Consider the following 19,637-nt stretch of genomic DNA (forward strand, 5'->3'; position numbering starts at 1 on the left):
ATTCATGGGTAAAACGAAGCTCGCCGTCCTGCTGGCGACCGGCTTGATGACGTCGTGCGTCGGCGCGCAGAATTCGGTCGAAGCCAACATCAAGAAGGCGATCGAACCGCGCCTGGGCGGTGCCAAGATCGAATCGATCAAGGAAACGCCGTATGCCGGCCTGTATGAATTGCGCGTCGCCGGCGACATCCTGTACACGGACAAGAAGGGCGAGTACCTGATCATCGGCCACGTCTACGATGCCAAGTCGACGCGCGACCTGACGCGCGAGCGCATCGACGACATCAACAAGGTCAAATTCTCCGACCTGCCGCTGGGCGACGCCATCAAGCAGGTCAAGGGCGACGGCAAGCGCGTGATCGCCGTGTTCGAGGACCCGAACTGCGGCTACTGCAAGCGCCTGCGCCAGACGACGCTGAAGAACATGGACAACGTGACGATCTACACGTTCATGTACAACATCCTGGCGCCGGATTCGTTCGACAAGTCGAAGAACGTGTGGTGTGCGCCGGACCGCGCCAAGGCCTGGGACGACTGGATGATCAACGGCAAGCCGGCGCCGGCCGCGCCAGCGAGCTGCGAGTCGCCGAACGACAAGGTGCTGGCGCTTGGCCAGAAGCTGCATATCACGGGCACGCCGGCGATCTTCTTCTCGGACGGCAGCCGGATTCCGGGCGCCGTCGACCAGAAGACGCTCGAGGCCAAACTGGCCTCCCTCAAGCAGTAATCCAAGCCCGGCACCGCCGGGCTTTTTTCGCCGCAACGACGCAAACGCCTGGTGGGCACGGGGTGCCCACCCTACGCCAAAAAGACGTAGGGTGGGCGGCCTCCGCCCACCAAACGCAGGCATGACGCAAATACAAGAACCAACGACAAACCAGAACAAGGGAGAAGTCATGATCACTTTGAACATCAACGGGCGCGACGTGCAGGTCGACGCCGATCCCTCCACGCCCATCCTGTGGACGCTGCGCGACAACCTCGACATGACCGGCACCAAGTTCGGCTGCGGCGCCGCGCTGTGCGGCGCGTGCACCGTGCACCTGGACGGGCAGGCGATCCGTTCCTGCGTCACGCCGATCTCGGCGGCCGTCGGCCACAAGGTCACGACGATCGAAGCGATGGAAACCGACAAGGTCGGCAAGGCCGTGCAGGACGCCTGGGTCAGGCACGACGTCCCGCAATGCGGCTATTGCCAGAGCGGCCAGGTGATGAGCGCCACGGCCCTCCTGCGCGTGAACAAAAAGCCGACGGACACCGACATCGACAACGCCATGAGCGGCAACATCTGCCGCTGCGGCACCTATCAACGCATCCGCGCGGCCATCAAGGATGCCGCCAAGACCCTGGCGTAAGGAGACCCGCATGCGATTCGACCTGATGAAGAATGTGGCGGCCAAGGCCGGCCGCCTTGCCCCGGCCTCCCGCCGCGGTTTCCTGAAAGCCGGCGCCGCCGCCACCGGTGGCCTCGTGCTGGGCTTCGTGCTGCCGGCCGGCGGGCGCATCGCCCGTGCGGCCGATGCCGCCAAGCCGACCGTCTACGCCCCGAACGCCTTCCTGCGCGTGGCACCGGACAACACGGTGACCGTGATCGTCAACCGCCTGGAGTTCGGCCAGGGCGTGCACACGGGCCTGCCGATGGTGATCGCGGACGAACTGGATGCCGACTGGAGCCAGATGCGCGCCGAACTGGCGCCCGCCGGCGACGTGTACAAGGACCCGGTCTTCGGCATCCAGATCACTGGCGGCTCGGGCACCATCGCCCACTCGTTCACGCAGTACCGCGAAGTGGGCGCCCGCGCCCGCGCGATGTTGATTGGCGCCGCCGCCCGGCAGTGGAACGTGAGCCCGGCGCAATGCCGCACCGCGAAGGGCGTCGTTTATGGCCCGGCGGGCCAGAAGGCCACGTACGGCGCGCTGGCCGAAGCGGCGATGGCGCTGCCGGTGCCGGAAACGATCACGCTGAAAGACCAGAAGACGTTCCGCTACATCGGCAAGCCGATGCCGCGCCTGGACGCCCGCGCCAAGTCGACGGGCCGCCAGCAGTTCGGCCTCGACGTCAAACCGGCCGGCACCAGGGTCGCCGTCGTCGCGCATCCGCCCGTGTTCGGCGCGAAGGTCGCGAAGTTCGACGCCGCCAAGGCCAGGGCGCTGCGCGGCGTGATCGCCGTGCTGGAAGTGCCGGTGGACCGCGGCGGCAGCGGCGTGGCGGTCGTCGCCGACGGCTACTGGCCGGCCAAGCAGGCGCGCGACCTGCTCGCCATCGAGTGGGACACGAGCGCCGTCGAAAAAGTCGACAGCGGCAAGCAGATGGCGCAGTTCGCCGAGCTGTCCAGGACGCCGGGCGCCGTCGCGCGCAAGGCCGATACGTCGATGCTGGCCGGCGCCGCGAAAAAAATCTCGGCCGTCTACGAATTCCCCTACCTGGCGCACGCGCCGATGGAACCGATCAACTGCACGGTCGACCTCCGCGACGACGCCTGCACCTTGTGGGTCGGCTCGCAGTTCCAGGGCGTCGACCAGGCCGCGGCCGCCGCGGTGGCCGGCCTCAAGCCCGGGCAGGTCACGCTCAACACGATGATGGCGGGCGGCGGCTTCGGCCGGCGCGCCACGCCGACGTCGGACTTCGTCGTCGAAGCCGTCCACGTCGCCAAGGCCTACAAAGCGGCGGGCCACGCCGGTCCGGTGAAGCTGATCTGGAGCCGCGAGGACGACATCCGCGGCGGCTACTATCGTCCGTCGCACGTGCACCGCGCCGACATCGGCCTCGATGCCGACGGCAACATCGTCGCCTGGGACCACACGATCGTCGGCCAGTCGATCATCACCGGCACAACGTTCGAACCGTTCATGGTCAAGAACGGCGTCGACAGCACGATGGTCGAAGGCATGGGCGAACCGTACGACGTGCCGCTGAACCTGACGGCGCATGCGGCCAAGGCCAACGTGCCCGTGCTGTGGTGGCGCTCCGTGGGGTCCACGCACACGGCGTTCGTGATGGAGACGCTGATCGATGAAGCCGCGCACGCGGCGGGCCAGGACCCGGTCGCGTACCGCAAGAAGCTGATCGACGCGAAGCACGTGCGCCATCACGCGGCGCTGGACCTCGCCGTGGCGAAGTCCGGCTACGGCAAGAAGACGCTGCCGAAAGGGCATGCCTACGGCGTGGCGCTGCACGAATCGTTCAACACGGTCGTCGCCTACGTCGTCGACGCGTCCGTCGTCGACGGCAGCCCCAGGGTGCACAAGGTCACGGCCGCCGTGCACTGCAACCTGCCGGTCAATCCGATGTCCATCGAGGCGCAGATCCAGGGCGCGGCGCTGATGGGCCTCGGCACGACGTTGCCGGGCGCGCGCATCACGCTCAAGGACGGCGTCGTCGAGCAGCAGAACTTCAACGACTACACGGTGGCGCGCATGAACGACATGCCGCATATCGACGTCCACATCGTCCCGTCGCAGGATGCGCCGACGGGCATCGGCGAACCGGGCCTGCCCCCGCTGGCGCCGGCGCTGGCCAATGCCGTGTTCACGCTGACCGGCAAGCGCCTGCGCAAGCTGCCGTTCGACCTGGCGACGGCGTGACCGTGTCCCCGGCCGCGCCGGTCGGCATTCTGCTGGCGGCCGGCCGGGGACGCCGGTTCGATCCGGAAGGGCGGCGCAACAAGCTGCTGCAGCCGCTGGCGGATTTCGACCCCGTCGTCGTGGCCAGCGCGCGCAAGCTGCTGGCCGCCGTGCCCCGCGTCGTCGCCGTCGTGGCGCCGGATGACGGCGGCGTGGCCGAGCGGCTGGCCGCGCTGGGCTGCGACGTGGCCGTGTGCCCGGATGCGGACAGCGGCATGGCGGCGTCGCTCACGCATGCCATCCGCCATTCGCTGGGCATGGCGCCCAGGCCGCAGGCGTGGCTGGTGGCGCTGGGCGACATGCCGTACGTCGAGGTGGCCACGTTGCGGTCGTTGGCCGACGCGCTGGCGGCCGGCGCGGACATCGCGGCACCCGTCATGGATGGCCGGCGCGGCAATCCGGTCGGTTTCGGCGCCGTTCACCTGGATGCGCTGCTGGCCCTGCGCGGCGACGAGGGCGCGCGCCGCCTCCTGCATACCGGCCCGGTGACGGCGGTGCCGGTGCATGATCCGGGCATCTTCCGCGATATCGACAGGCCTGCCGATCTGACCGGATCGTAGCTCAACCGTGTGAACACGCGATGTTGTGAACACCGGTTGTGTGAACATGCTCTTTCTTGAAAAATCCGATTACACTACGGCGCATCGGAGAGAGATTGTTCACGTCATATGAAAAAAGCACCCCAGAAGCAGCCGCCGGCCATCCAGTACACGATCGTCCCCAAGGACCTGGCCGGGCACCTGTTCAACGTCACCGTCACCGTGGCCGAACCGAGCCCGGAAGGGCAGGTGTTCGCGCTGCCGGCCTGGATCCCGGGCAGCTACATGATCCGCGAATTCGCCCGCAACATCGTGCGCATCCGCGCCGAATCCGGCGGCGCGACGGTGCGGCTCGCGAAGCTGGACAAGCATTCGTGGCAGGCCGCGCCCGTCAGCGGGCCGCTGACGGTGCATTACGAAGTCTATGCGTGGGACCTGTCCGTGCGCGCCGCGCACCTCGACCAGACCCACGGCTTCTTCAACGGCACGAGCGTGTTCCTGCGCGTCGTCGGGCAGGAGGCGCGGCCGCACCTGGTCGACATCCAGCGCCCGGGCGATGGCGGCACGCGCAGCTGGCGCGTAGCCACGTCGCTGCCGGAAGCGGGCGCCAGGCGCTACGGCTTCGGCACGTACGCCGCCGCCGACTACGATGAACTGATCGACCACCCCGTCGAAATGGGCGACTTCGCGCTGGGCGGCTTCACGGCGCACGGCATCCGCCACGACATCGTGATCACGGGCCGCGTGCCGAACCTCGACATGGCGCGCCTGGAAAAAGACCTGAAAGCCATCTGCGAAACCCAGATCGCGTTCTTCGAGCCGAAGACGAAAAAGGCGCCGATGGACCGCTACGTGTTCCTGACGATGGTCGTGGGCGACGGCTACGGCGGCCTGGAACACCGCGCGTCGACGGCGCTGCTCTGCGCACGCACCGACCTGCCGACGACGGCGGCACCCAGGACGGCCGAGCCGAACGAGGGCTACATCAAATTCCTGGGCCTGTGCAGCCACGAGTACTTCCACACCTGGAACGTCAAGCGCATCAAGCCGGCCGTGTTCGCGCCGTACGACCTGCAGGTCGAGAACTACACGCCCCTGCTGTGGCTGTTCGAGGGCTTCACGAGCTATTACGACGACCTGATGCTCGTCCGCAGCGGCATCATCAGCGAGGCGACGTATTTCAAGCTGCTCGGCAAAACGGCCGCCAGCGTCCTGCGCGGCACGGGCCGCACCAAGCAGAGCATCGCGGATTCCAGCTTCGACGCCTGGAGCAAGTACTACCGCCAGGACGAGAACGCGCCGAACGCGATCATCAGCTACTACACGAAGGGGTCGCTCGTCGGCCTCGCGCTCGACCTGACGATCCGCGCCAGGACGGGCGGCGCGAAGTCGCTGGACGACATCATGCTGGCCCTGTGGGACCGCTACGGCCGCAATTTCTACAAGGGCGCCGCGCGCGGCGTGACGGAGCAGGACGTGGAAAGCCTGTTCGACGAGGTGAGCGGCGTGCGCCTGAAAACGATCTTCGACCGCTACATCCGCGGCACCGAGGACATCCCGCTGGCCAAGCTGTATGCCCCGTTCGGCGTGAAGGTGACGGAAGAGCGCAAGAACGCCAAGCCGTCGCTGGACGCCGGCATCGGCCGCGACGCCGCCGGCGTCAAGCTGACCCAGGTGCACGAGGGCGGCGCCGCGCACCAGGCGGGCCTGTCGGCGGGCGACGTCCTGATCGCCGTGGACGGCCTGCGCGTGAACGCCAACCCGTCCAACCTCGACCAGCTGTTCGCGCGCTACCGCGTGGACGACACGGTGACCGTGCACGCCTTCCGCCGCGACGAGCTGATGACGTTCGACGTTACCTTGCAGGGCGACCGCGTGCCCTGCGTCCAGGTCACCGTGGCGCCCGGCACGCGCAAGGGGCCCTTGGTCAAGCGGCCGAGCGCGAGCTGACCGGCAAATAGGACCGCAACAAATCGAAGTCGATGGGTTTGGTGAGATGATGGTCGAACCCGGCCTCGAATGCCCGTTCGCGGTCCTTCTGCTGTCCCCAGCCCGTCGTCGCGATCAAGGTCATCGATGCGCCGCCCGGCAGCTGGCGCAGCCTGCGCGCCAGTTCATAGCCGTTCATGTCCGGCAGGCCAATGTCGAGCAGCGCCACGGCGGGGGCAAAGCCGGGCAGCATCTCGAGCGCCCGGGTGGCCGTCGGCGCCGTCCGCACTTCGCAACCGTGCAGTTCCAACGTCATGGCCAGCATCTCGGCGGCGTCCTCGTTGTCGTCCACGACGAGGACGCGCATCTGGGCCGGGGCCGCCCTGGCGGATGGCGCCGCCGGCGACGGTGCGCACACGCCGCCCGCCGCGAGCGGCAGGCGGATCGTGAATGTACTGCCCAGGCCGGCGCCGGCGCTGTCCGCGTGGACGCTGCCATCGTGCAGCTCGACGATGCCGCGCACGAGCGCGAGGCCGATGCCGAGACCGCCTTTTGACCGTTCCAGCGCCGGCTCCAGCTGCGAAAACATGTCGAAGACGGTGGAGAGGGCCGCGGCGGGCAGGCCGATGCCGTTGTCGCGCACCATGATCTCGGCCATCCCGTCCGTGCAGGACAGGCCCAGTTCGATCGTGCCGCCGTCCGGCGTGTACTTGGCGGCGTTGGTCAGCAGGTTGATGACGACCTGCGTCAGCCGCGTCGCATCCCCCTCCACGATCACGGGCGGCGGGGCGATGGAAAGGCGCAGCGTGTGGCCTGCCGCGTCCATGGTGGCGGCGAGATCGTGGGCCGCGCCGTGCACGAGCGCCGACAGTTCCACGGGCGCGCAGCGCAGCTGCATGCGGCCCTGCGTGATGCGCGAGACTTCCATCAGGTCGTCGACGAGCCGGGTCAGGTGGCGCAGCTGGCGGTCGAATGCCTGCAGCAGGCGGTTGTCCGTGCCGTGGCCGAACTTGAGCTTGAGGACGTCGAGCGCACTGCGCATCGGGGCGAGCGGGTTGCGCAGCTCGTGCGACAAGGTCGCGAGGAATTCGTCCTTGCGCCGGTCCGTCGCCGACAGTTGCGCGTTCAACTTCGTCAGCTCGCCCTCGGCGCTGCGGCGTGCTTCCAGCGCCGCCTCCGCCGCCTTGCGCGCCGCCAGCAGCTCGCGCTCGTACGCGCGCCGGTCGGATGCCATGAACAGGGCCCAGTGGTCGACCATGTCGTCCGCCTCGCCGTGGCGGCTGATGTTGATCAGCATGGGCAGGCGCTCCTGGCGTTTGTTGCGCAGGTCGACCTGGATTTCGGCCACCGACCCCTGCGCTTCGAGGATCGGCTGGCAATGCGTGTGGTAGAACAGCCGGGCGCCCACCGGCAGCAGGTCCCGCATGCGCAGCTTGCCGACGAGTTCATCCTCGGCGTAACCGAGCCACGTGCACGCCGTACGGTTGGCTTTCAGGATGAGGCCATCGGCCGCGGTCAGCAGCAGGGCGCACGCCGCGTGGTCGAACAGGATGTCGCCGGTCGGCAGTGTCGGCACGGCCCGTCAGCGCAGGACGTGCGCGAGGAACTGATCGATGGCGCGCGAGCTTGCCGTCGGGGCGCTCATGTGCGGACAGTGGCCGACATTGTCGATGATGTGCAAGGTGCTGTGCGGCAGGTTCCGGTGCAGGAAATCGCCCACGGAACGGGGCGCAACCATGTCGTCGCTGCATTGGAGGATCAGGGCCGGCGTGGTCGACCGGGGCACGTCCGCGCGATGGTCGGACAGGAACGTGACCCGGGCGAAATGCTTGGCGATCTCGGGATCGTTGCGGCAAAAGCTGTCGGTCAGTTCCGCGCGCAGTTCGGGCCGGTCGGGTACACCCATGATCGCGGGCGCCAGGCTGCTCGACCAGCCAAGGTAATTGGCGTCCATCGTCTCGAGCAGTTCGTCGATGTCTTCCCGGCTGAACCCGCCGACGTAGTCGCCGTCGTTGATGTAGCAGGGCGACGGGCCGACCATGACCTGCGCGACGAATCGTTCCGGCGCCTTGATCGTGGCCAGCAGGCCGATCATCGTGCTGACGGAATGGCCGACGAAGACGACGGGGCCCGTTGCGCATTCGTCGATGAGCTCGAGCAGGTCGTCCGCGTAGCCCTGCAACGTGCCGTACCTGGTCCGGTCGTAGGCGGACAGGTCGGAACCCCCGCTGCCGACCAGATCGAACGAGATCGTGCGGAAGCGATCTTCGTACGCCGGCGCCAGGAAGCGCCACATGGTCTGGTCGCAACCGAAGCCGTGGGCAAACACCATCGTTGCCGGGCCGTTGCCGGCCAGCCGGACGTTATTCCTGAGTTGCACTTTGGACATGTGTGTGAAATATATAAAAATGTAACGGCGGATTATAGACCGATTAACGCTGAGCACGCGCACCCATCGCACCCGAAACCCGCCGCCGCCCTGTTCGGCTTGCGCCCGGCAGTCGTGCCGCGCGTCGTGGCGGCCGAAGCGCGGCCGACGGGGTTCACTCGCTCGCCTGCGGCTCCGCCAGGCTGCGCAGCTGATACCGTTCGCTGTCCGCAAACAAAAACGTCTCGGAAAAGGTGAGCCTGCCCGTCGCCCGGGCCAGCTGCCGCGGGGCCGGCAGCGGCGAGCTGCGCCGCACCGAGGCCAGCGCGATCTGGGAGGCATCCGGATTGCGCGAGCGCTGCACGGCCACGTCGGCCAGCTGGCCGTCGCGGTCGACCGTGATCTCGAGCACGACGATGGCCGGCAGCATCGGCGGCAGCGTGCCGGCATAGATGCGCTCGGGATTGCGCTCGACCACGTGGCGCGCGACCCGGGTCTTGTAATCGTCCAGCCCCGCGGGTGCGGGCGCCGTGGGTGTGGCGGGATGGAAGATGCGCGCGGTGACGTGTTCGACGGAGGACGTGACGGCATCGGCGGCCGTTCGCACGCTCGAGCATCCGCTCAGGCCTGCGGTCAATGTGAAGAGAGCGAGGCCTGCGCGGATGATCGTGTTCATGTCAGTCGAATAAGCGCTTGAGTTCCGTGCCGGGGTCGGGCGCGCGCATGAACGCTTCGCCCACGAGGAAGGCATGCACGTCGGCGTCGCGCATGCGCTTGACGTCGGCGGGCGCCAGGATCGCGGACTCGGTGACGACCAGGCGCTCCGCCGGAATGCGCGGCAGCAGGTTGATGGTCGTGTCGAGCGTGACCTCGAAGGTGCGCAGGTTGCGGTTGTTGATGCCCAGGAGGCGCGTCTTGAGCTTCAGGGCCGCATCCAGTTCGTCGCCGTCATGGACTTCGACCAGCACATCCATGCCAAGTTCCCGGGCACAGGCTTCCAGGTCGGCCATCAAACCATGATCCAGCGCGGCGACGATCAAGAGGATCGCGTCCGCGCCCATCGCCCGCGCTTCGTAGACCTGGTACGGATCGACGATGAAATCCTTGCGGATCACGGGCAGGTCGCACGCGGCGCGCGCCTGCTTCAGGTACTCGGGCGAGCCCTGGAAGAATTGTACGTCGGTCAGCACGGACAGGCAGGAAGCGCCGCCCGCGGCATAGCTTTGGGCGATCTCGGCCGGGCGGAAGTCGGCGCGGATCACGCCCTTCGACGGCGACGCCTTTTTCACTTCGGCGATCACGCCGGCACGGCCCGCCTCGATGCTGCGGCGCAGGCTCGCTTCGAAGCCGCGCAGGTCGGCGCGCAGGGCGGCGTCGCTTTCGACGTCGCGGCGCAGGCTGTTGAAATCACGGTACTGTTTTGCGCGCGCGACTTCGGTCGCTTTGACGTCGAGGATCTTGTTCAGGATATCGGACATGGTGGACCTTCAGTGTTGTTTCGCCAGCGCCAGCTTGACGCCGAGCCAGACGAACAGGCCGCCCGTGGCGCGGTTGAGCCATTGCGTGACGGCGGGATGCAGTTTGATGCGCGCCCTGGCCTGCGCGGTGAACAGCGCCAGCGCATGGCACCACAACATGCCGTTGATGTTGAAGATGGCGCCGAGGATGAGGAAGGCGAGCGCCTTGTGCGGCGCGTGCGCATCGATGAATTGCGGGACGAAGGCGAGGAAGAACAGCGCCACCTTCGGGTTCAGCACGTTCGTCAGGATGCCTTGCGCGTAGATGCGGCGCAGGGGCAGCGGCGCGATGGCCAGCGGCGCCGCGACGCCGGCGCCGCGCTCATTTCCTCGCTTAATGAGCAGCATGCCGACAGCGAGGTACAGGATGTACGCGGCGCCCAGCAGCTTGACGACCGTGAACGCGGCGGCGGACGTCGCCAGGATCGCCGACAGGCCGAGGGCCGCGGCGACGATGTGCACGAACGTGCCCGTGCCGATGCCCAGCGCCGCCGCGCTGCCGGCGCGCCAGCCCTGCGTCGCGCTGCGCGTCGTGACCAGGAGCGAATCCGGGCCCGGCATGATGTTCAGCAGCAGGCCGCTGGCGACGAACAGCCCCGGATCATGGATACCTGACAGCGGGATGCCGGACATCTCAGTTCACCGCGCCCAGCTGGCGCGTGACGCTCACGAACTGGTCGAGCTTCGCGAGCGCCGCGCCCGACGCGATCGCGGTGCGCGCGCGCTGCAGGCCGTCCTCGATGGATGCGGCCACGCCGGCCGCGTACAGCGCCGTGCCCGCGTTCAGCGCGACGATGTCGTGCGCCGGACCCGGTTCGCCGCGCAGCGCTTCCATGATCCTGGTCTTCGATTCGGCCGCATCCGCGACCTTCAGGTTGCGGCTGGCGATCATCGCGAGGCCGTAGTCTTCCGGGTGGATCTCGTATTCGCGGATCTCGCCGTTGACCAGTTCACCGACCATCGTGCCGGCGCCGAGCGAGACTTCGTCCATGTTGTCGCGGCCCCAGACGACGAGCGCATGCCGGGCGCCGAGGCGCTGCAGCACGCGTACCTGGATGCCGACGAGGTCCGGGTGGAACACGCCCATCAGGATGTTCGGCGCGCCGGCCGGATTCGTCAGCGGCCCCAGGATGTTGAAGATGCTGCGCACGCCCATCTCGCGCCGGACCGCCGCGACGTTCTTCATGGCCGCGTGGTGGTTCGGCGCGAACATGAAGCCGATGCCGGTCTGCGCGATCGACTGGGCGATCTGCTCGGGTTTCAGGTCGATGTGGGCGCCCAGCGATTCGATGACGTCGGCGCTGCCGGACGACGACGACACGCTGCGTCCGCCGTGCTTGGCGACGCGCGCGCCGGCGGCGGCGGCGACGAACATCGACGCGGTCGAGATATTGAAAGTGTGCGCACCGTCGCCGCCGGTGCCGACGATGTCGACGAGGTGCGTCGTGTCGGCCATCGGGACCTTGGTGGAGAATTCGCGCATCACCTGGGCGGCGGCGGTGATCTCGCCGATGGTTTCCTTCTTCACGCGCAGGCCCATGGTCAGCGCGGCGACCATCGTCGGCGAGATCTCGCCGGACATGATTCGCCGGAAGAGATGCAGCATCTCGTCGTGGAAGATTTCGCGGTGTTCGATGCAGCGGAGGAGGGCTTCTTGAGGGGTGATCATGGCAGGTCCAGTTCTTGGAAATCGGTTGTCGCCACGCGGCCGTCGCACGTCGCCCCCGCGCAGGCGGGGGTCCAATTACTGTGCGGCGTGCACATAAACCTGGATTCCCGCCTCCGCGGGAACGACGTTGGCAAGCGTTCGGTTGCGTTCAGCGCTCGAGGAAGTTCTTCAGCATCGCATGCCCGTGCTCCGACAGGATCGACTCGGGGTGGAACTGCACGCCCTCGATGTCGAATTCCTTGTGGCGCACGCCCATGATCTCGCCGTCGTCCGTCCACGCCGTCACCTCCAGGCACGCCGGCAGCGACGCGCGCTCGATCGCCAGCGAGTGGTAGCGGATCACGGTGAAGGGGCTCGGCAGGCCCTTGAACACGCCTTCGCCGATGTGCGCGATCTTCGACGTCTTGCCGTGCATGACCTGCTTGGCGCGGACGATCCTGCCGCCGAACGCTTCGCCGATCGCCTGGTGGCCCAGGCACACGCCGAGGATCGGCTTCTTGCCCTTGAATTCGCGCAGCACGTCCACGGACACGCCGGCATCCTTCGGCGACTTCGGGCCCGGCGAGATGCAGATGCGGTCCGGGTTCAGGTCCGCGATCTGCTCGAGGGTGATCTCGTCGTTGCGCACGGTGTGCACATCCTCGCCCAGTTCGCCGAAGTACTGCACGATGTTGTAGGTGAACGAGTCGTAGTTGTCGATCATGAGCAGCATGTCAGATCTCCCCATCCAGTCCGTCTTGCACTTGCTCGGCCGCGCGCAGCACGGCGCGCGCCTTGTGTTCCGTTTCCAGCCATTCCATCTCGGGGATGGAATCGGCCACGATGCCCGCCGACGCCTGCACGTACAGGTTGCCGTCCTTGATGACGCCCGTGCGGATCGCGATCGCCACGTCCATCTCGCCGCCGAACGACAGGTAGCCGCAGGCGCCGCCGTAGATGCCGCGCATCACGGGTTCGAGCTCATCGATGACTTCCATCGCGCGCACTTTCGGCGCACCCGTCAAGGTGCCGGCCGGGAAGGTGGCGCGCAGCACGTCCAGGTTGGACATGCCGTCCTTCAGGGTGCCTTCCACGTTCGAGACGATGTGCTGCACGTGCGAGTACTTCTCGATCACCATCTGGTCCGTGACTTTCACGCTGCCCGTCCTGGCGATGCGGCCGATGTCGTTGCGGGCCAGGTCGATCAGCATCACGTGCTCGGCCACTTCCTTCGGGTCATGCAGCAGTTCGTGCGCCAGTTCGGCGTCGCGCTCCGGCGTCGAGCCGCGCGGGCGGGTGCCGGCGATCGGGCGCAGCGTGACCTTGCGGCCGACGGCGGCGTCCGTCTCGTTGCGCACCAGGATCTCGGGCGAGGAGCCCACGATCTGCATGTCGCCGAAGTTGTAGTAGTACATGTACGGCGACGGATTCAGCGAGCGCAGCGAGCGGTACAGCGACAGCGGCGAATCCACGTACGGCTTGCGGATGCGCTGGCCGATCTGCACCTGCATCAGGTCGCCCGCCATCACGTATTCCTTCGCGACGGCGACCGCCTTCAGGTAGTCTTCCTTGCTGAAGTCGCGCACGGCCTCGGTGCGCACGGAGCTCGACGTCACCGGCGCGTCCACGCTCCGGCGCAGCATCATGCGCAAGTCCTTCAGGCGCTGGCGGCTCTTGTTGTAGGCTTCGGGCTGGGACGGGTCGGCATAGACGATCAGGTACAGCTTGCCCGACAGGTTGTCGATCACCGCCAGCTCTTCCGTCACCATCAGCTGGATTTCCGGCAGGTCGAGTTCGTCGCGCGGCGCCGTATGGGCCAGCTTCTTCTCGATGTGGCGCACGGTGTCGTAGCCGAAGTAGCCGGCCAGGCCGCCGCAGAAGCGGGGCAGGCCCGGGCGCAGCGCGACCTTGAAGCGCGCCTGATAGGCCTCGATGAAGTCGAGCGGATTGCCTTCGTGCGTCTCGATGACTTCCCCGTTCTTCTCGACCGTCGTGACGTTGCCGCGCGTGCGCAGCAGCGTCCTGGCCGGCAGGCCGATGAAGGAATAGCGGCCGAAGCGTTCGCCGCCGACCACGGACTCGAGCAGGAACGTATTCTTGCCGGCGTCCTGGCTCTGGGCCAGCTTCAGGTACAGCGTGAGCGGGGTTTCGAGATCGGCAAATGCTTCCGCGATCAGGGGGATACGGTTATAGCCTTGCGTGGCGAGCGATTTGAATTCGAGTTCGGTCATGCTTTTCTCCGGGCCGCCCGCAGGAAGGGGAACGGGCGGCGATTTCTTCAAAAAACCTGCCGGTATCAATGTGCACGAGGCGTGCACCGGCAGCAATCAGCTTGGGTCAGATGGACCAGGATTGCCAGCGTCGCCACAGCCAGGCCTCATGGGCACCGGTTGGGTTGACGATGTGTTTTTTGGCGAAAAACATGGAGTCGATGGTTTAGGAGTTGGCTTTGTTATGAGCGCTGATCAGTTCAGCCGCTTCAAGTAGCGAACCAACTATACCATCGGAATTAATACTTTGCACAGGTTTTCCGTGGTTGTAGCCATACGGGACCGACAGCACGAAGCAGCCGGCCGCGCGCGCGGCTTCGGCGTCGTTGCAGGAGTCGCCGATCGCGACGACGCGCGCCGGCGCCAGGTCGAACTCGCGGCACACCTGCAGCAGCGGCATCGGGTCGGGCTTCTGGCGCGGGAACGAATCGCCGCCGTAGATCAGGTCGAAGAACGGGGCGAGTCCCTTCTTCGCCAGCAGCGGCTGGGTGAGCGCGACCGGCTTGTTCGTCACGCAGGCGACGCGCAGGCCCAGGTCCTTCAGCGCCTGCAGGCCTTCGATCACGTGCGGATACAGCTCGGCGCGCTCGCCCACGATCGCCTGGTAGTGGCGGTGGTAGGCGTCCAGCGCGGCGTCGGCGACGGCGTCGATGCGCGCCGTGTCGAAGTCCAGGGCCAGCACGTCGCGGATCAGCTTTTTCGATCCCTTGCCGACCATCGGTTCGATGACCTGCTGGGTGATCGGCGCCAGGCCGTATTCCGCGCGCATGCCGTTCAGCGCGAGCTCGAAATCCGGCACGGTGTGCAGCATCGTGCCGTCCAGGTCGATGATGACGGCCCGGATGGCCCCCGCATTTGCTAACCCTTCGGCCTTCATCAGGCGGCCTTTTTCTCGACCGTGGCCAGTTCGGCGCGCATGGCGTCGATGACGGCCTTGTAGTCCGGCTTGCCGAAGATGGCGGAACCGGCCACGAACGTGTCGGCGCCGGCTGCCGCCGCGGCGGCGATGTTGTCGGCCTTGATGCCGCCGTCGACCTCCAGCAGGATGTCGCGGCCGGATTCGTCGATCATGCGGCGCGCGAGCGCGATCTTCTTGAGCGCTTCCGGAATGAACGACTGGCCGCCGAAGCCCGGGTTCACGGACATGATCAGGATCATGTCGATCTTGTCCATCACGTGGTCCAGGTGGTGCAGCGGCGTGCCCGGGTTGAACACGAGGCCGGCCTTGCAGCCGTTGTCGCGGATGAGTTGCAGGGTGCGGTCGATGTGCTCCGACGCTTCCGGGTGGAACGTGATGATGTCGGCGCCGGCCTTGGCGAAATCGGGAATGATGCGGTCGACCGGCTTGACCATCAGGTGGACGTCGATCGGCACCTGCACGTGCGGACGGATGGCCTGGCAGACCAGCGGGCCGATGGTCAGATTGGGAACATAATGGTTGTCCATCACGTCGAAGTGGATGATGTCGGCGCCAGCGGCGACGACGTTACGCACTTCCTCGCCCAGGCGGGCGAAGTCTGCGGACAGGATGCTGGGAGCGATGCGGTAGGTGGTCATGGTTGGGCTATTGCCGGGGTTGCTTTGGACAAAGCCAGCATTGTACGCCGACGCCGTGCTTTCGGCCGGCGTTGTATCATGTTGGATACGCGCTCTTTTGCCAATACAACAAGGAACACCAATGCCCGTCTACGATTTCGCGATCACCGTCAGGACCCAGTACCTGCCGGAACAATCCCACCCGGACCGGACGCAGCATGTGTTCACCTACACCATCACGATCAAGAACACGGGCACCGTCGCGGCCCAGCTGATCTCGCGCCACTGGGTGATCACCGACGCCAACAACCAGGTGCAGGAAGTGCGCGGCCTGGGCGTCGTCGGCCACCAGCCGCTGCTGCAGCCGGGCGAACAGTTCGAATACACCAGCGGCACCCAGATGGAAACGCCGCAGGGCTCGATGGTCGGCGAGTATTTCTTCGTGGCCGAGGATGGGCACCGCTTCGAGGTCAAGATTCCCGAATTCGTGCTGTCGCTGCCGCACGCCCTGCATTAATCCCTTGAGCTGATCAAGCGTCGGGCGTATCGTTTTTCCTGGCCGGGGGCGGTTGCTCCGGCTTGCGCCCGGAGAACATCGTCCACCACACGATGAACACCAGCAGGAACAAGGCCACGCCGGCTTCCAACATCAGTATCCACATCACGCATTCCAGTATGTTTTCGACACGCCGCAGTGTACCCGCTTTATTGACCCTCGTCGCCTTGCTGGCGGCCTGTACCACGACGCCGCCGCAACCGCCGGCGCGTCCCCAGCCGCAACCGCAGCCGCCGATCAAGCTGCCGCCGCCGGTCGGACCCGTGACCGTGACGCCGCCGCCGCCGCCCCTGTTCACGCCCGTGACGTTCGACGCGTTGCCGGGCTGGCAGCAGGACGACCTGCGCCAGGCCTGGCCCGCGTTCCAGGCATCGTGCCGCGCGTTGGCGTCGAAGGCGGACTGGCGGGCGCCGTGCGCCGCCGGCAAGCTGGTCGACCCGGACGACGGCGCGGCCATCCGCCAGTATTTCGAGACGTATTTCGTGCCGAACCTCGTGCGCGCGCCCGACGGCGCCGACGCCGGCCTGATCACGGGTTACTACGAACCGATGCTGCACGGCGCGCGCCGGCGCGGCGGCGCATACCAGACGCCTCTCTATAAAGTGCCGGACGATTTACTGACCGTGAACCTGGCGAGCGTCTATCCGAGCCTGAAAGGCATGCGGCTGCGCGGGCGCCTGGTCGGCAAGACCGTCGTCCCGTACGGCACGCGCGCCGAGATCGAACGTGCGCGCATCCCCGCCAAGGAACTGGTGTGGGTCGACGATCCCGTCGAGGCGTTCTTCCTCGAAGTGCAGGGCTCGGGCCGCGTGCAGCTGGACGACGGCGAGACGGTGCGCGTCGCCTACGCCGACCAGAACGGCCATCCGTACAAGGCGATCGGCCGCTGGCTGATCGACCAGCACGAGCTGGCGCCGGGCGAAGCGACGGCGCAGGGCATCAAGGCGTGGATCGCCGCGCATCCGGAGCGGCGCCAGGAACTCCTCGACGTCAATCCGAGCTATGTCTTCTTCCGCGAAGAGCGCCTGCCCGATCCGAGCGTGGGTCCGAAAGGTGCGCTGGGCGTGCCGCTGACGCCCGCGCGCTCGGTCGCCGTCGACCCGTCGTTCCTGCCGCTGGGCGCGCCGCTGTTCCTCGCGACGACGGCGCCGTCCGGCGACGCGCCGATGCAGCGCCTCGTGATGGCGCAGGACACGGGCGGCGCGATCAAGGGGGCCGTGCGCGCGGACTTCTTCTTCGGCTTCGGCGCCCAGGCCGCCGACGACGCGGGCCGCATGAAGCAGCGGGGCCAGATCTGGGCGCTGCTGCCGCGGCCGGCCGCGATGGCGGCCCGCTGATCACTGCCGTATCCTGTGCAGGCGGGTGCCGAACAAAGTAGTGAGGGTCAGCAGCAGGGCGCCCGCCGCCACGACGGTCAAGCCGCCGCGCACGCCGAGCCGTTCCGCCAGCGCGCCCGCGCCGGCCGCGCCGATGGGGGCCGTGGCCACCGTCATGAAACGCATCGTCGACGTCATCCGGCCCAGCAGCGCATCGGGCGTGACGCGCTGGCGCAGCGCGAGATAGGGCAGGAAGAACAAGGTGCCGCCGCAATCGAGGCAGAACACGACGGCGGCGTAGGCGGCCGCAGTGGCGGCACGAGTGCCCAGCAGGTCGCGCGGGATCGTCGGCATCAGCATGAAGCCGAGGCAGGAAATGCACAGGCCCGTCGCGATGGTGCCGCCGGAGCCGACGCGCCGCGTCAGGGGTTTCAACAGCAGGGAACTCAATAGGACGCCGGCGCCGCCCAGCATCTGCGACGTCCCCATCAGGCCGGGCGACATCCCCAGCACGCGCGTGGCGAACAGCACGTACAGCGCCGTGTAGCCATAGAACAGCAGGTGCCAGCTGGCCGAGGTCCAGGCCAGCAGGCGCAGCACGGGCTGGCTCCAGACGAACCGCAGGCCCTCCGCCACGTCGCGCAGCACATGCGATTGCGCCGGATGCGGTTGCGGCTCGCGCGTGCGGACCTGGCGCAGGTTCCACAGCGAGATCGAGAAGCCGGCCACATTGCACAGGATCGCGACCGGTGCGCCCAGCGCCTGCACGAGCAGGCCGGCGATGCCCGGACCGAGGAGGCGCGACGCGGATTCCGTGGCCCCCAGCTTCGATTGCGCATCGATCAGGCCATCGCGGCCGACGAGGAAGGTCAGGAAGATCTGCTCCGCGCTGCCGCCCACGACGAATCCCGTCCCCAGCATGAACTGCACGGCATACAGCCAGTGCACGCTGAGCCACCCCTGCCGCCACGCGAACGGCACGCTGGCGAGGCTCAGCGCGACCATCGCATCGCTGGCCAGCATGACGGGCAGGCGCCGGCTGCGGTCGAGCAGTACGCCCGTCGGCAGCGAGAACAGCAGGAAGGGCAGCGAGCCGAAGGCGGCCAGGGTCCCCATCTGCCCGGGCGTCGCATGCAGCAGCAGGGCCGCGCAGATCGGGAGGGCCAACAGGGTGATCTGGGCACCGAAATTGGTCAGGGCGCTGCTGAACCAGAAACGGCGAAAGTCGACGTTGCGCAGCTGCCGGTCGGTGGCGAGGCTGCGGAGGAGGGCGATGGGAGACACGGGCGGCGAAGTCGGCGATGGGTTCGGCTATCGATGATAGCAAAGGCATGATTGCCGTATACGTCACATCCGTCGTTCAGGCGCTACAATCCGGGTTCATCTTATTAAGGGGTGTCCCATGGAATATTCTGACCTGCTGATCGAACACCACGGCAAAGTGGTCGTGATCCGCCTGAACCGTCCGAAGGCGCTGAACGCCCTCAACGACAACATGATGAACGAGCTGGGCGACGCGTTATCTGCATTCGACGCCGACCCGGCCATCAACGTCATCGTCCTGACCGGCAGCGACAAGGTGTTCGCCGCGGGCGCCGACATCGCCGCGATGGCCAATTACACGTATGCCGACACCTATCCCGGCAATTACATCGGCCGCAACTGGGAGCACATCCTGAACGTGCGCAAGCCCGTGATCGGCGTCGTCGCCGGCTATGCGCTGGGCGGCGGCTGCGAACTGGCGATGATGTGCGACTTCCTGATCGCCGCCGACACCGCCAAATTCGGCCAGCCGGAGATCAAGGTCGGCGTGACCCCGGGCGCCGGCGGCACGCAACGCCTGCCGCGCGCGATCGGCAAATCGAAGGCGATGGACATGCTGCTGACGGCGCGCATGATCGACGCGGCGGAAGCGGAGCGCACGGGCCTCGTGTCGCGTGTGGTGCCGGCCGACCTCGTGATGACGGTGGCGCTGGAAGTGGCGGAGACGATCGCGGCGATGCCGGTCTCGGTGGCGATGCAGATCAAGGATTCCGTCAACCGTGCGTTCGAAACGACGCTGACCGAGGGCGTGCGCTATGAGCGTCGCTTCTTCCATGCCGGTTTCGGCACGCCGGCACAGAAGGAGGGGATGGGCGCGTTCCTGGAGAAGCGCAAGCCCAACTTCGAGGGCATGTAAGAGACAGTCGGTTTCGCCAGGGCTGGCGGTGCCCGGCCCGGCGACGCACGTTTCTTTCGATGCCTCTTGCATACCTCCGCTTCGATTTGCTATAGTTCGTGTCCTGTTTTGCAGCGCATGAAACGAGTCGGAAACGACGGCGCGACAAGACAGAC

General features: G+C 67.0%; 20 protein-coding genes. 8 read left to right on the plus strand and 12 right to left on the minus strand.

Annotated features, from left to right (window positions below):
* Positions 1–4: 4 nt before the first annotated feature.
* The 5 genes from ACEN9Q_RS29300 to ACEN9Q_RS29320 all read left to right on the plus strand — a co-directional run bounded on the left by ACEN9Q_RS29300 (position 5) and on the right by ACEN9Q_RS29320 (position 6,113).
* A complete protein-coding gene (locus ACEN9Q_RS29300) occupies positions 5–727 on the plus strand; it encodes a DsbC family protein (protein ID WP_056438158.1) in 723 nt (240 codons plus the stop codon).
* Positions 728–896: 169 nt separating this feature from the next.
* Positions 897–1,355, plus strand: a complete 459-nt coding sequence (locus ACEN9Q_RS29305; RefSeq protein WP_056438155.1) for a (2Fe-2S)-binding protein — start codon at positions 897–899, stop codon at positions 1,353–1,355.
* Positions 1,356–1,365: 10 nt separating this feature from the next.
* Positions 1,366–3,585, plus strand: a complete 2,220-nt coding sequence (locus ACEN9Q_RS29310; protein ID WP_495626933.1) for a xanthine dehydrogenase family protein molybdopterin-binding subunit — start codon at positions 1,366–1,368, stop codon at positions 3,583–3,585.
* Positions 3,582–4,184, plus strand: coding sequence for a nucleotidyltransferase family protein (locus ACEN9Q_RS29315; protein WP_495626934.1), 603 nt, complete (start codon positions 3,582–3,584; stop codon positions 4,182–4,184). Before ACEN9Q_RS29310 ends, ACEN9Q_RS29315 begins: the two co-directional genes overlap by 4 nt.
* A gap of 108 nt (positions 4,185–4,292) precedes the next feature.
* Complete coding sequence (locus ACEN9Q_RS29320) at positions 4,293–6,113, plus strand: M61 family metallopeptidase (RefSeq protein WP_495626935.1); 1,821 nt, start codon at positions 4,293–4,295, stop codon at positions 6,111–6,113.
* Here ACEN9Q_RS29320 and ACEN9Q_RS29325 read toward each other — a convergent pair.
* The 10 genes from ACEN9Q_RS29325 to rpe form a co-directional block, all read right to left on the minus strand.
* On the minus strand, positions 6,091–7,668 hold the full coding sequence (locus ACEN9Q_RS29325; RefSeq protein WP_495626936.1) for a hybrid sensor histidine kinase/response regulator: 1,578 nt from the start codon (positions 7,666–7,668) through the stop codon (positions 6,091–6,093). The two genes, ACEN9Q_RS29320 and ACEN9Q_RS29325, sit on opposite strands and share 23 nt — an antisense overlap.
* 6 nt (positions 7,669–7,674) lie before the next feature.
* Positions 7,675–8,481: an alpha/beta fold hydrolase gene (locus ACEN9Q_RS29330; protein ID WP_495626937.1), complete on the minus strand. Its 807-nt coding sequence runs from the start codon at positions 8,479–8,481 to the stop codon at positions 7,675–7,677.
* Positions 8,482–8,635: 154 nt separating this feature from the next.
* Complete coding sequence (locus ACEN9Q_RS29335) at positions 8,636–9,136, minus strand: TonB C-terminal domain-containing protein (RefSeq protein WP_495626938.1); 501 nt, start codon at positions 9,134–9,136, stop codon at positions 8,636–8,638.
* 1 nt (position 9,137) lies between these two features.
* On the minus strand, positions 9,138–9,938 hold the full coding sequence (trpC, locus tag ACEN9Q_RS29340) for an indole-3-glycerol phosphate synthase TrpC (RefSeq protein WP_495626939.1): 801 nt from the start codon (positions 9,936–9,938) through the stop codon (positions 9,138–9,140).
* Positions 9,939–9,947: 9 nt separating this feature from the next.
* Complete coding sequence (locus tag ACEN9Q_RS29345) at positions 9,948–10,610, minus strand: LysE family translocator (RefSeq protein WP_495626940.1); 663 nt, start codon at positions 10,608–10,610, stop codon at positions 9,948–9,950.
* A gap of 1 nt (position 10,611) precedes the next feature.
* Complete coding sequence (gene trpD, locus ACEN9Q_RS29350) at positions 10,612–11,646, minus strand: anthranilate phosphoribosyltransferase (RefSeq protein ID WP_495626941.1); 1,035 nt, start codon at positions 11,644–11,646, stop codon at positions 10,612–10,614.
* Between the two features lie 148 nt (positions 11,647–11,794).
* Positions 11,795–12,358 (minus strand): anthranilate synthase component II, encoded by a 564-nt coding sequence (locus ACEN9Q_RS29355; protein WP_056438125.1) that lies wholly within the window; start codon positions 12,356–12,358, stop codon positions 11,795–11,797.
* Position 12,359: 1 nt separating this feature from the next.
* Positions 12,360–13,856, minus strand: coding sequence for an anthranilate synthase component I (gene trpE, locus ACEN9Q_RS29360; protein WP_495626942.1), 1,497 nt, complete (start codon positions 13,854–13,856; stop codon positions 12,360–12,362).
* Between the two features lie 205 nt (positions 13,857–14,061).
* Positions 14,062–14,772: a phosphoglycolate phosphatase gene (locus ACEN9Q_RS29365; RefSeq protein ID WP_495626943.1), complete on the minus strand. Its 711-nt coding sequence runs from the start codon at positions 14,770–14,772 to the stop codon at positions 14,062–14,064.
* On the minus strand, positions 14,772–15,452 hold the full coding sequence (gene rpe, locus ACEN9Q_RS29370; protein ID WP_056438116.1) for a ribulose-phosphate 3-epimerase: 681 nt from the start codon (positions 15,450–15,452) through the stop codon (positions 14,772–14,774). Before rpe ends, ACEN9Q_RS29365 begins: the two co-directional genes overlap by 1 nt.
* A gap of 121 nt (positions 15,453–15,573) precedes the next feature.
* Here rpe and apaG point away from each other — a divergent pair, with 121 nt between their 5' ends.
* The gene (gene apaG / locus ACEN9Q_RS29375; protein ID WP_056438113.1) at positions 15,574–15,948 is read left to right on the plus strand and encodes a Co2+/Mg2+ efflux facilitator ApaG/CorD; all 375 of its coding nucleotides are present in this window, start codon (positions 15,574–15,576) and stop codon (positions 15,946–15,948) included.
* Positions 15,949–15,961: 13 nt separating this feature from the next.
* On the opposite strand, the gene ACEN9Q_RS29380 is transcribed toward apaG, so the two are convergent.
* On the minus strand, positions 15,962–16,093 hold the full coding sequence (locus ACEN9Q_RS29380) for a hypothetical protein (RefSeq protein WP_495626944.1): 132 nt from the start codon (positions 16,091–16,093) through the stop codon (positions 15,962–15,964).
* Between the two features lie 13 nt (positions 16,094–16,106).
* Here ACEN9Q_RS29380 and mltA point away from each other — a divergent pair, with 13 nt between their 5' ends.
* Positions 16,107–17,324 carry a murein transglycosylase A gene (gene mltA / locus ACEN9Q_RS29385; protein ID WP_495626945.1) on the plus strand — a complete coding sequence of 406 codons (1,218 nt, stop codon included), beginning with the start codon at positions 16,107–16,109 and terminating at the stop codon, positions 17,322–17,324.
* Here the strand turns inward: mltA and ACEN9Q_RS29390 are convergent, their stop codons facing one another.
* Positions 17,325–18,587: an MFS transporter gene (locus tag ACEN9Q_RS29390; protein ID WP_495626946.1), complete on the minus strand. Its 1,263-nt coding sequence runs from the start codon at positions 18,585–18,587 to the stop codon at positions 17,325–17,327.
* A gap of 118 nt (positions 18,588–18,705) precedes the next feature.
* Between ACEN9Q_RS29390 and ACEN9Q_RS29395 the strand changes: the two genes are divergently transcribed.
* Positions 18,706–19,482, plus strand: coding sequence for an enoyl-CoA hydratase (locus tag ACEN9Q_RS29395; RefSeq protein ID WP_056438104.1), 777 nt, complete (start codon positions 18,706–18,708; stop codon positions 19,480–19,482).
* Positions 19,483–19,637 lie beyond the last annotated feature (155 nt).

The organism is Massilia sp. Masssp93, assembly GCF_059491295.1.

Bases quoted from the DNA above. Each gene is read 5' to 3' on its own strand.
- ACEN9Q_RS29300 (WP_056438158.1), top strand. From the start codon at position 5: ATGGGTAAAACGAAGCTCGCCGTCCTGCTGGCGACCGGCTTGATGACG.
- ACEN9Q_RS29305 (WP_056438155.1), top strand. From the start codon at position 897: ATGATCACTTTGAACATCAACGGGCGCGACGTGCAGGTCGACGCCGAT.
- ACEN9Q_RS29310 (WP_495626933.1), top strand. From the start codon at position 1,366: ATGCGATTCGACCTGATGAAGAATGTGGCGGCCAAGGCCGGCCGCCTT.
- ACEN9Q_RS29320 (WP_495626935.1), top strand. From the start codon at position 4,293: ATGAAAAAAGCACCCCAGAAGCAGCCGCCGGCCATCCAGTACACGATC.
- ACEN9Q_RS29330 (WP_495626937.1), bottom strand. From the start codon at position 8,481: ATGTCCAAAGTGCAACTCAGGAATAACGTCCGGCTGGCCGGCAACGGC.
- ACEN9Q_RS29335 (WP_495626938.1), bottom strand. From the start codon at position 9,136: ATGAACACGATCATCCGCGCAGGCCTCGCTCTCTTCACATTGACCGCA.
- trpC (WP_495626939.1), bottom strand. From the start codon at position 9,938: ATGTCCGATATCCTGAACAAGATCCTCGACGTCAAAGCGACCGAAGTC.
- ACEN9Q_RS29345 (WP_495626940.1), bottom strand. From the start codon at position 10,610: ATGTCCGGCATCCCGCTGTCAGGTATCCATGATCCGGGGCTGTTCGTC.
- trpD (WP_495626941.1), bottom strand. From the start codon at position 11,646: ATGATCACCCCTCAAGAAGCCCTCCTCCGCTGCATCGAACACCGCGAA.
- ACEN9Q_RS29355 (WP_056438125.1), bottom strand. From the start codon at position 12,358: ATGCTGCTCATGATCGACAACTACGACTCGTTCACCTACAACATCGTG.
- trpE (WP_495626942.1), bottom strand. From the start codon at position 13,856: ATGACCGAACTCGAATTCAAATCGCTCGCCACGCAAGGCTATAACCGT.
- ACEN9Q_RS29365 (WP_495626943.1), bottom strand. From the start codon at position 14,772: ATGAAGGCCGAAGGGTTAGCAAATGCGGGGGCCATCCGGGCCGTCATC.
- rpe (WP_056438116.1), bottom strand. From the start codon at position 15,452: ATGACCACCTACCGCATCGCTCCCAGCATCCTGTCCGCAGACTTCGCC.
- apaG (WP_056438113.1), top strand. From the start codon at position 15,574: ATGCCCGTCTACGATTTCGCGATCACCGTCAGGACCCAGTACCTGCCG.
- ACEN9Q_RS29380 (WP_495626944.1), bottom strand. From the start codon at position 16,093: ATGTGGATACTGATGTTGGAAGCCGGCGTGGCCTTGTTCCTGCTGGTG.
- mltA (WP_495626945.1), top strand. From the start codon at position 16,107: ATGTTTTCGACACGCCGCAGTGTACCCGCTTTATTGACCCTCGTCGCC.
- ACEN9Q_RS29395 (WP_056438104.1), top strand. From the start codon at position 18,706: ATGGAATATTCTGACCTGCTGATCGAACACCACGGCAAAGTGGTCGTG.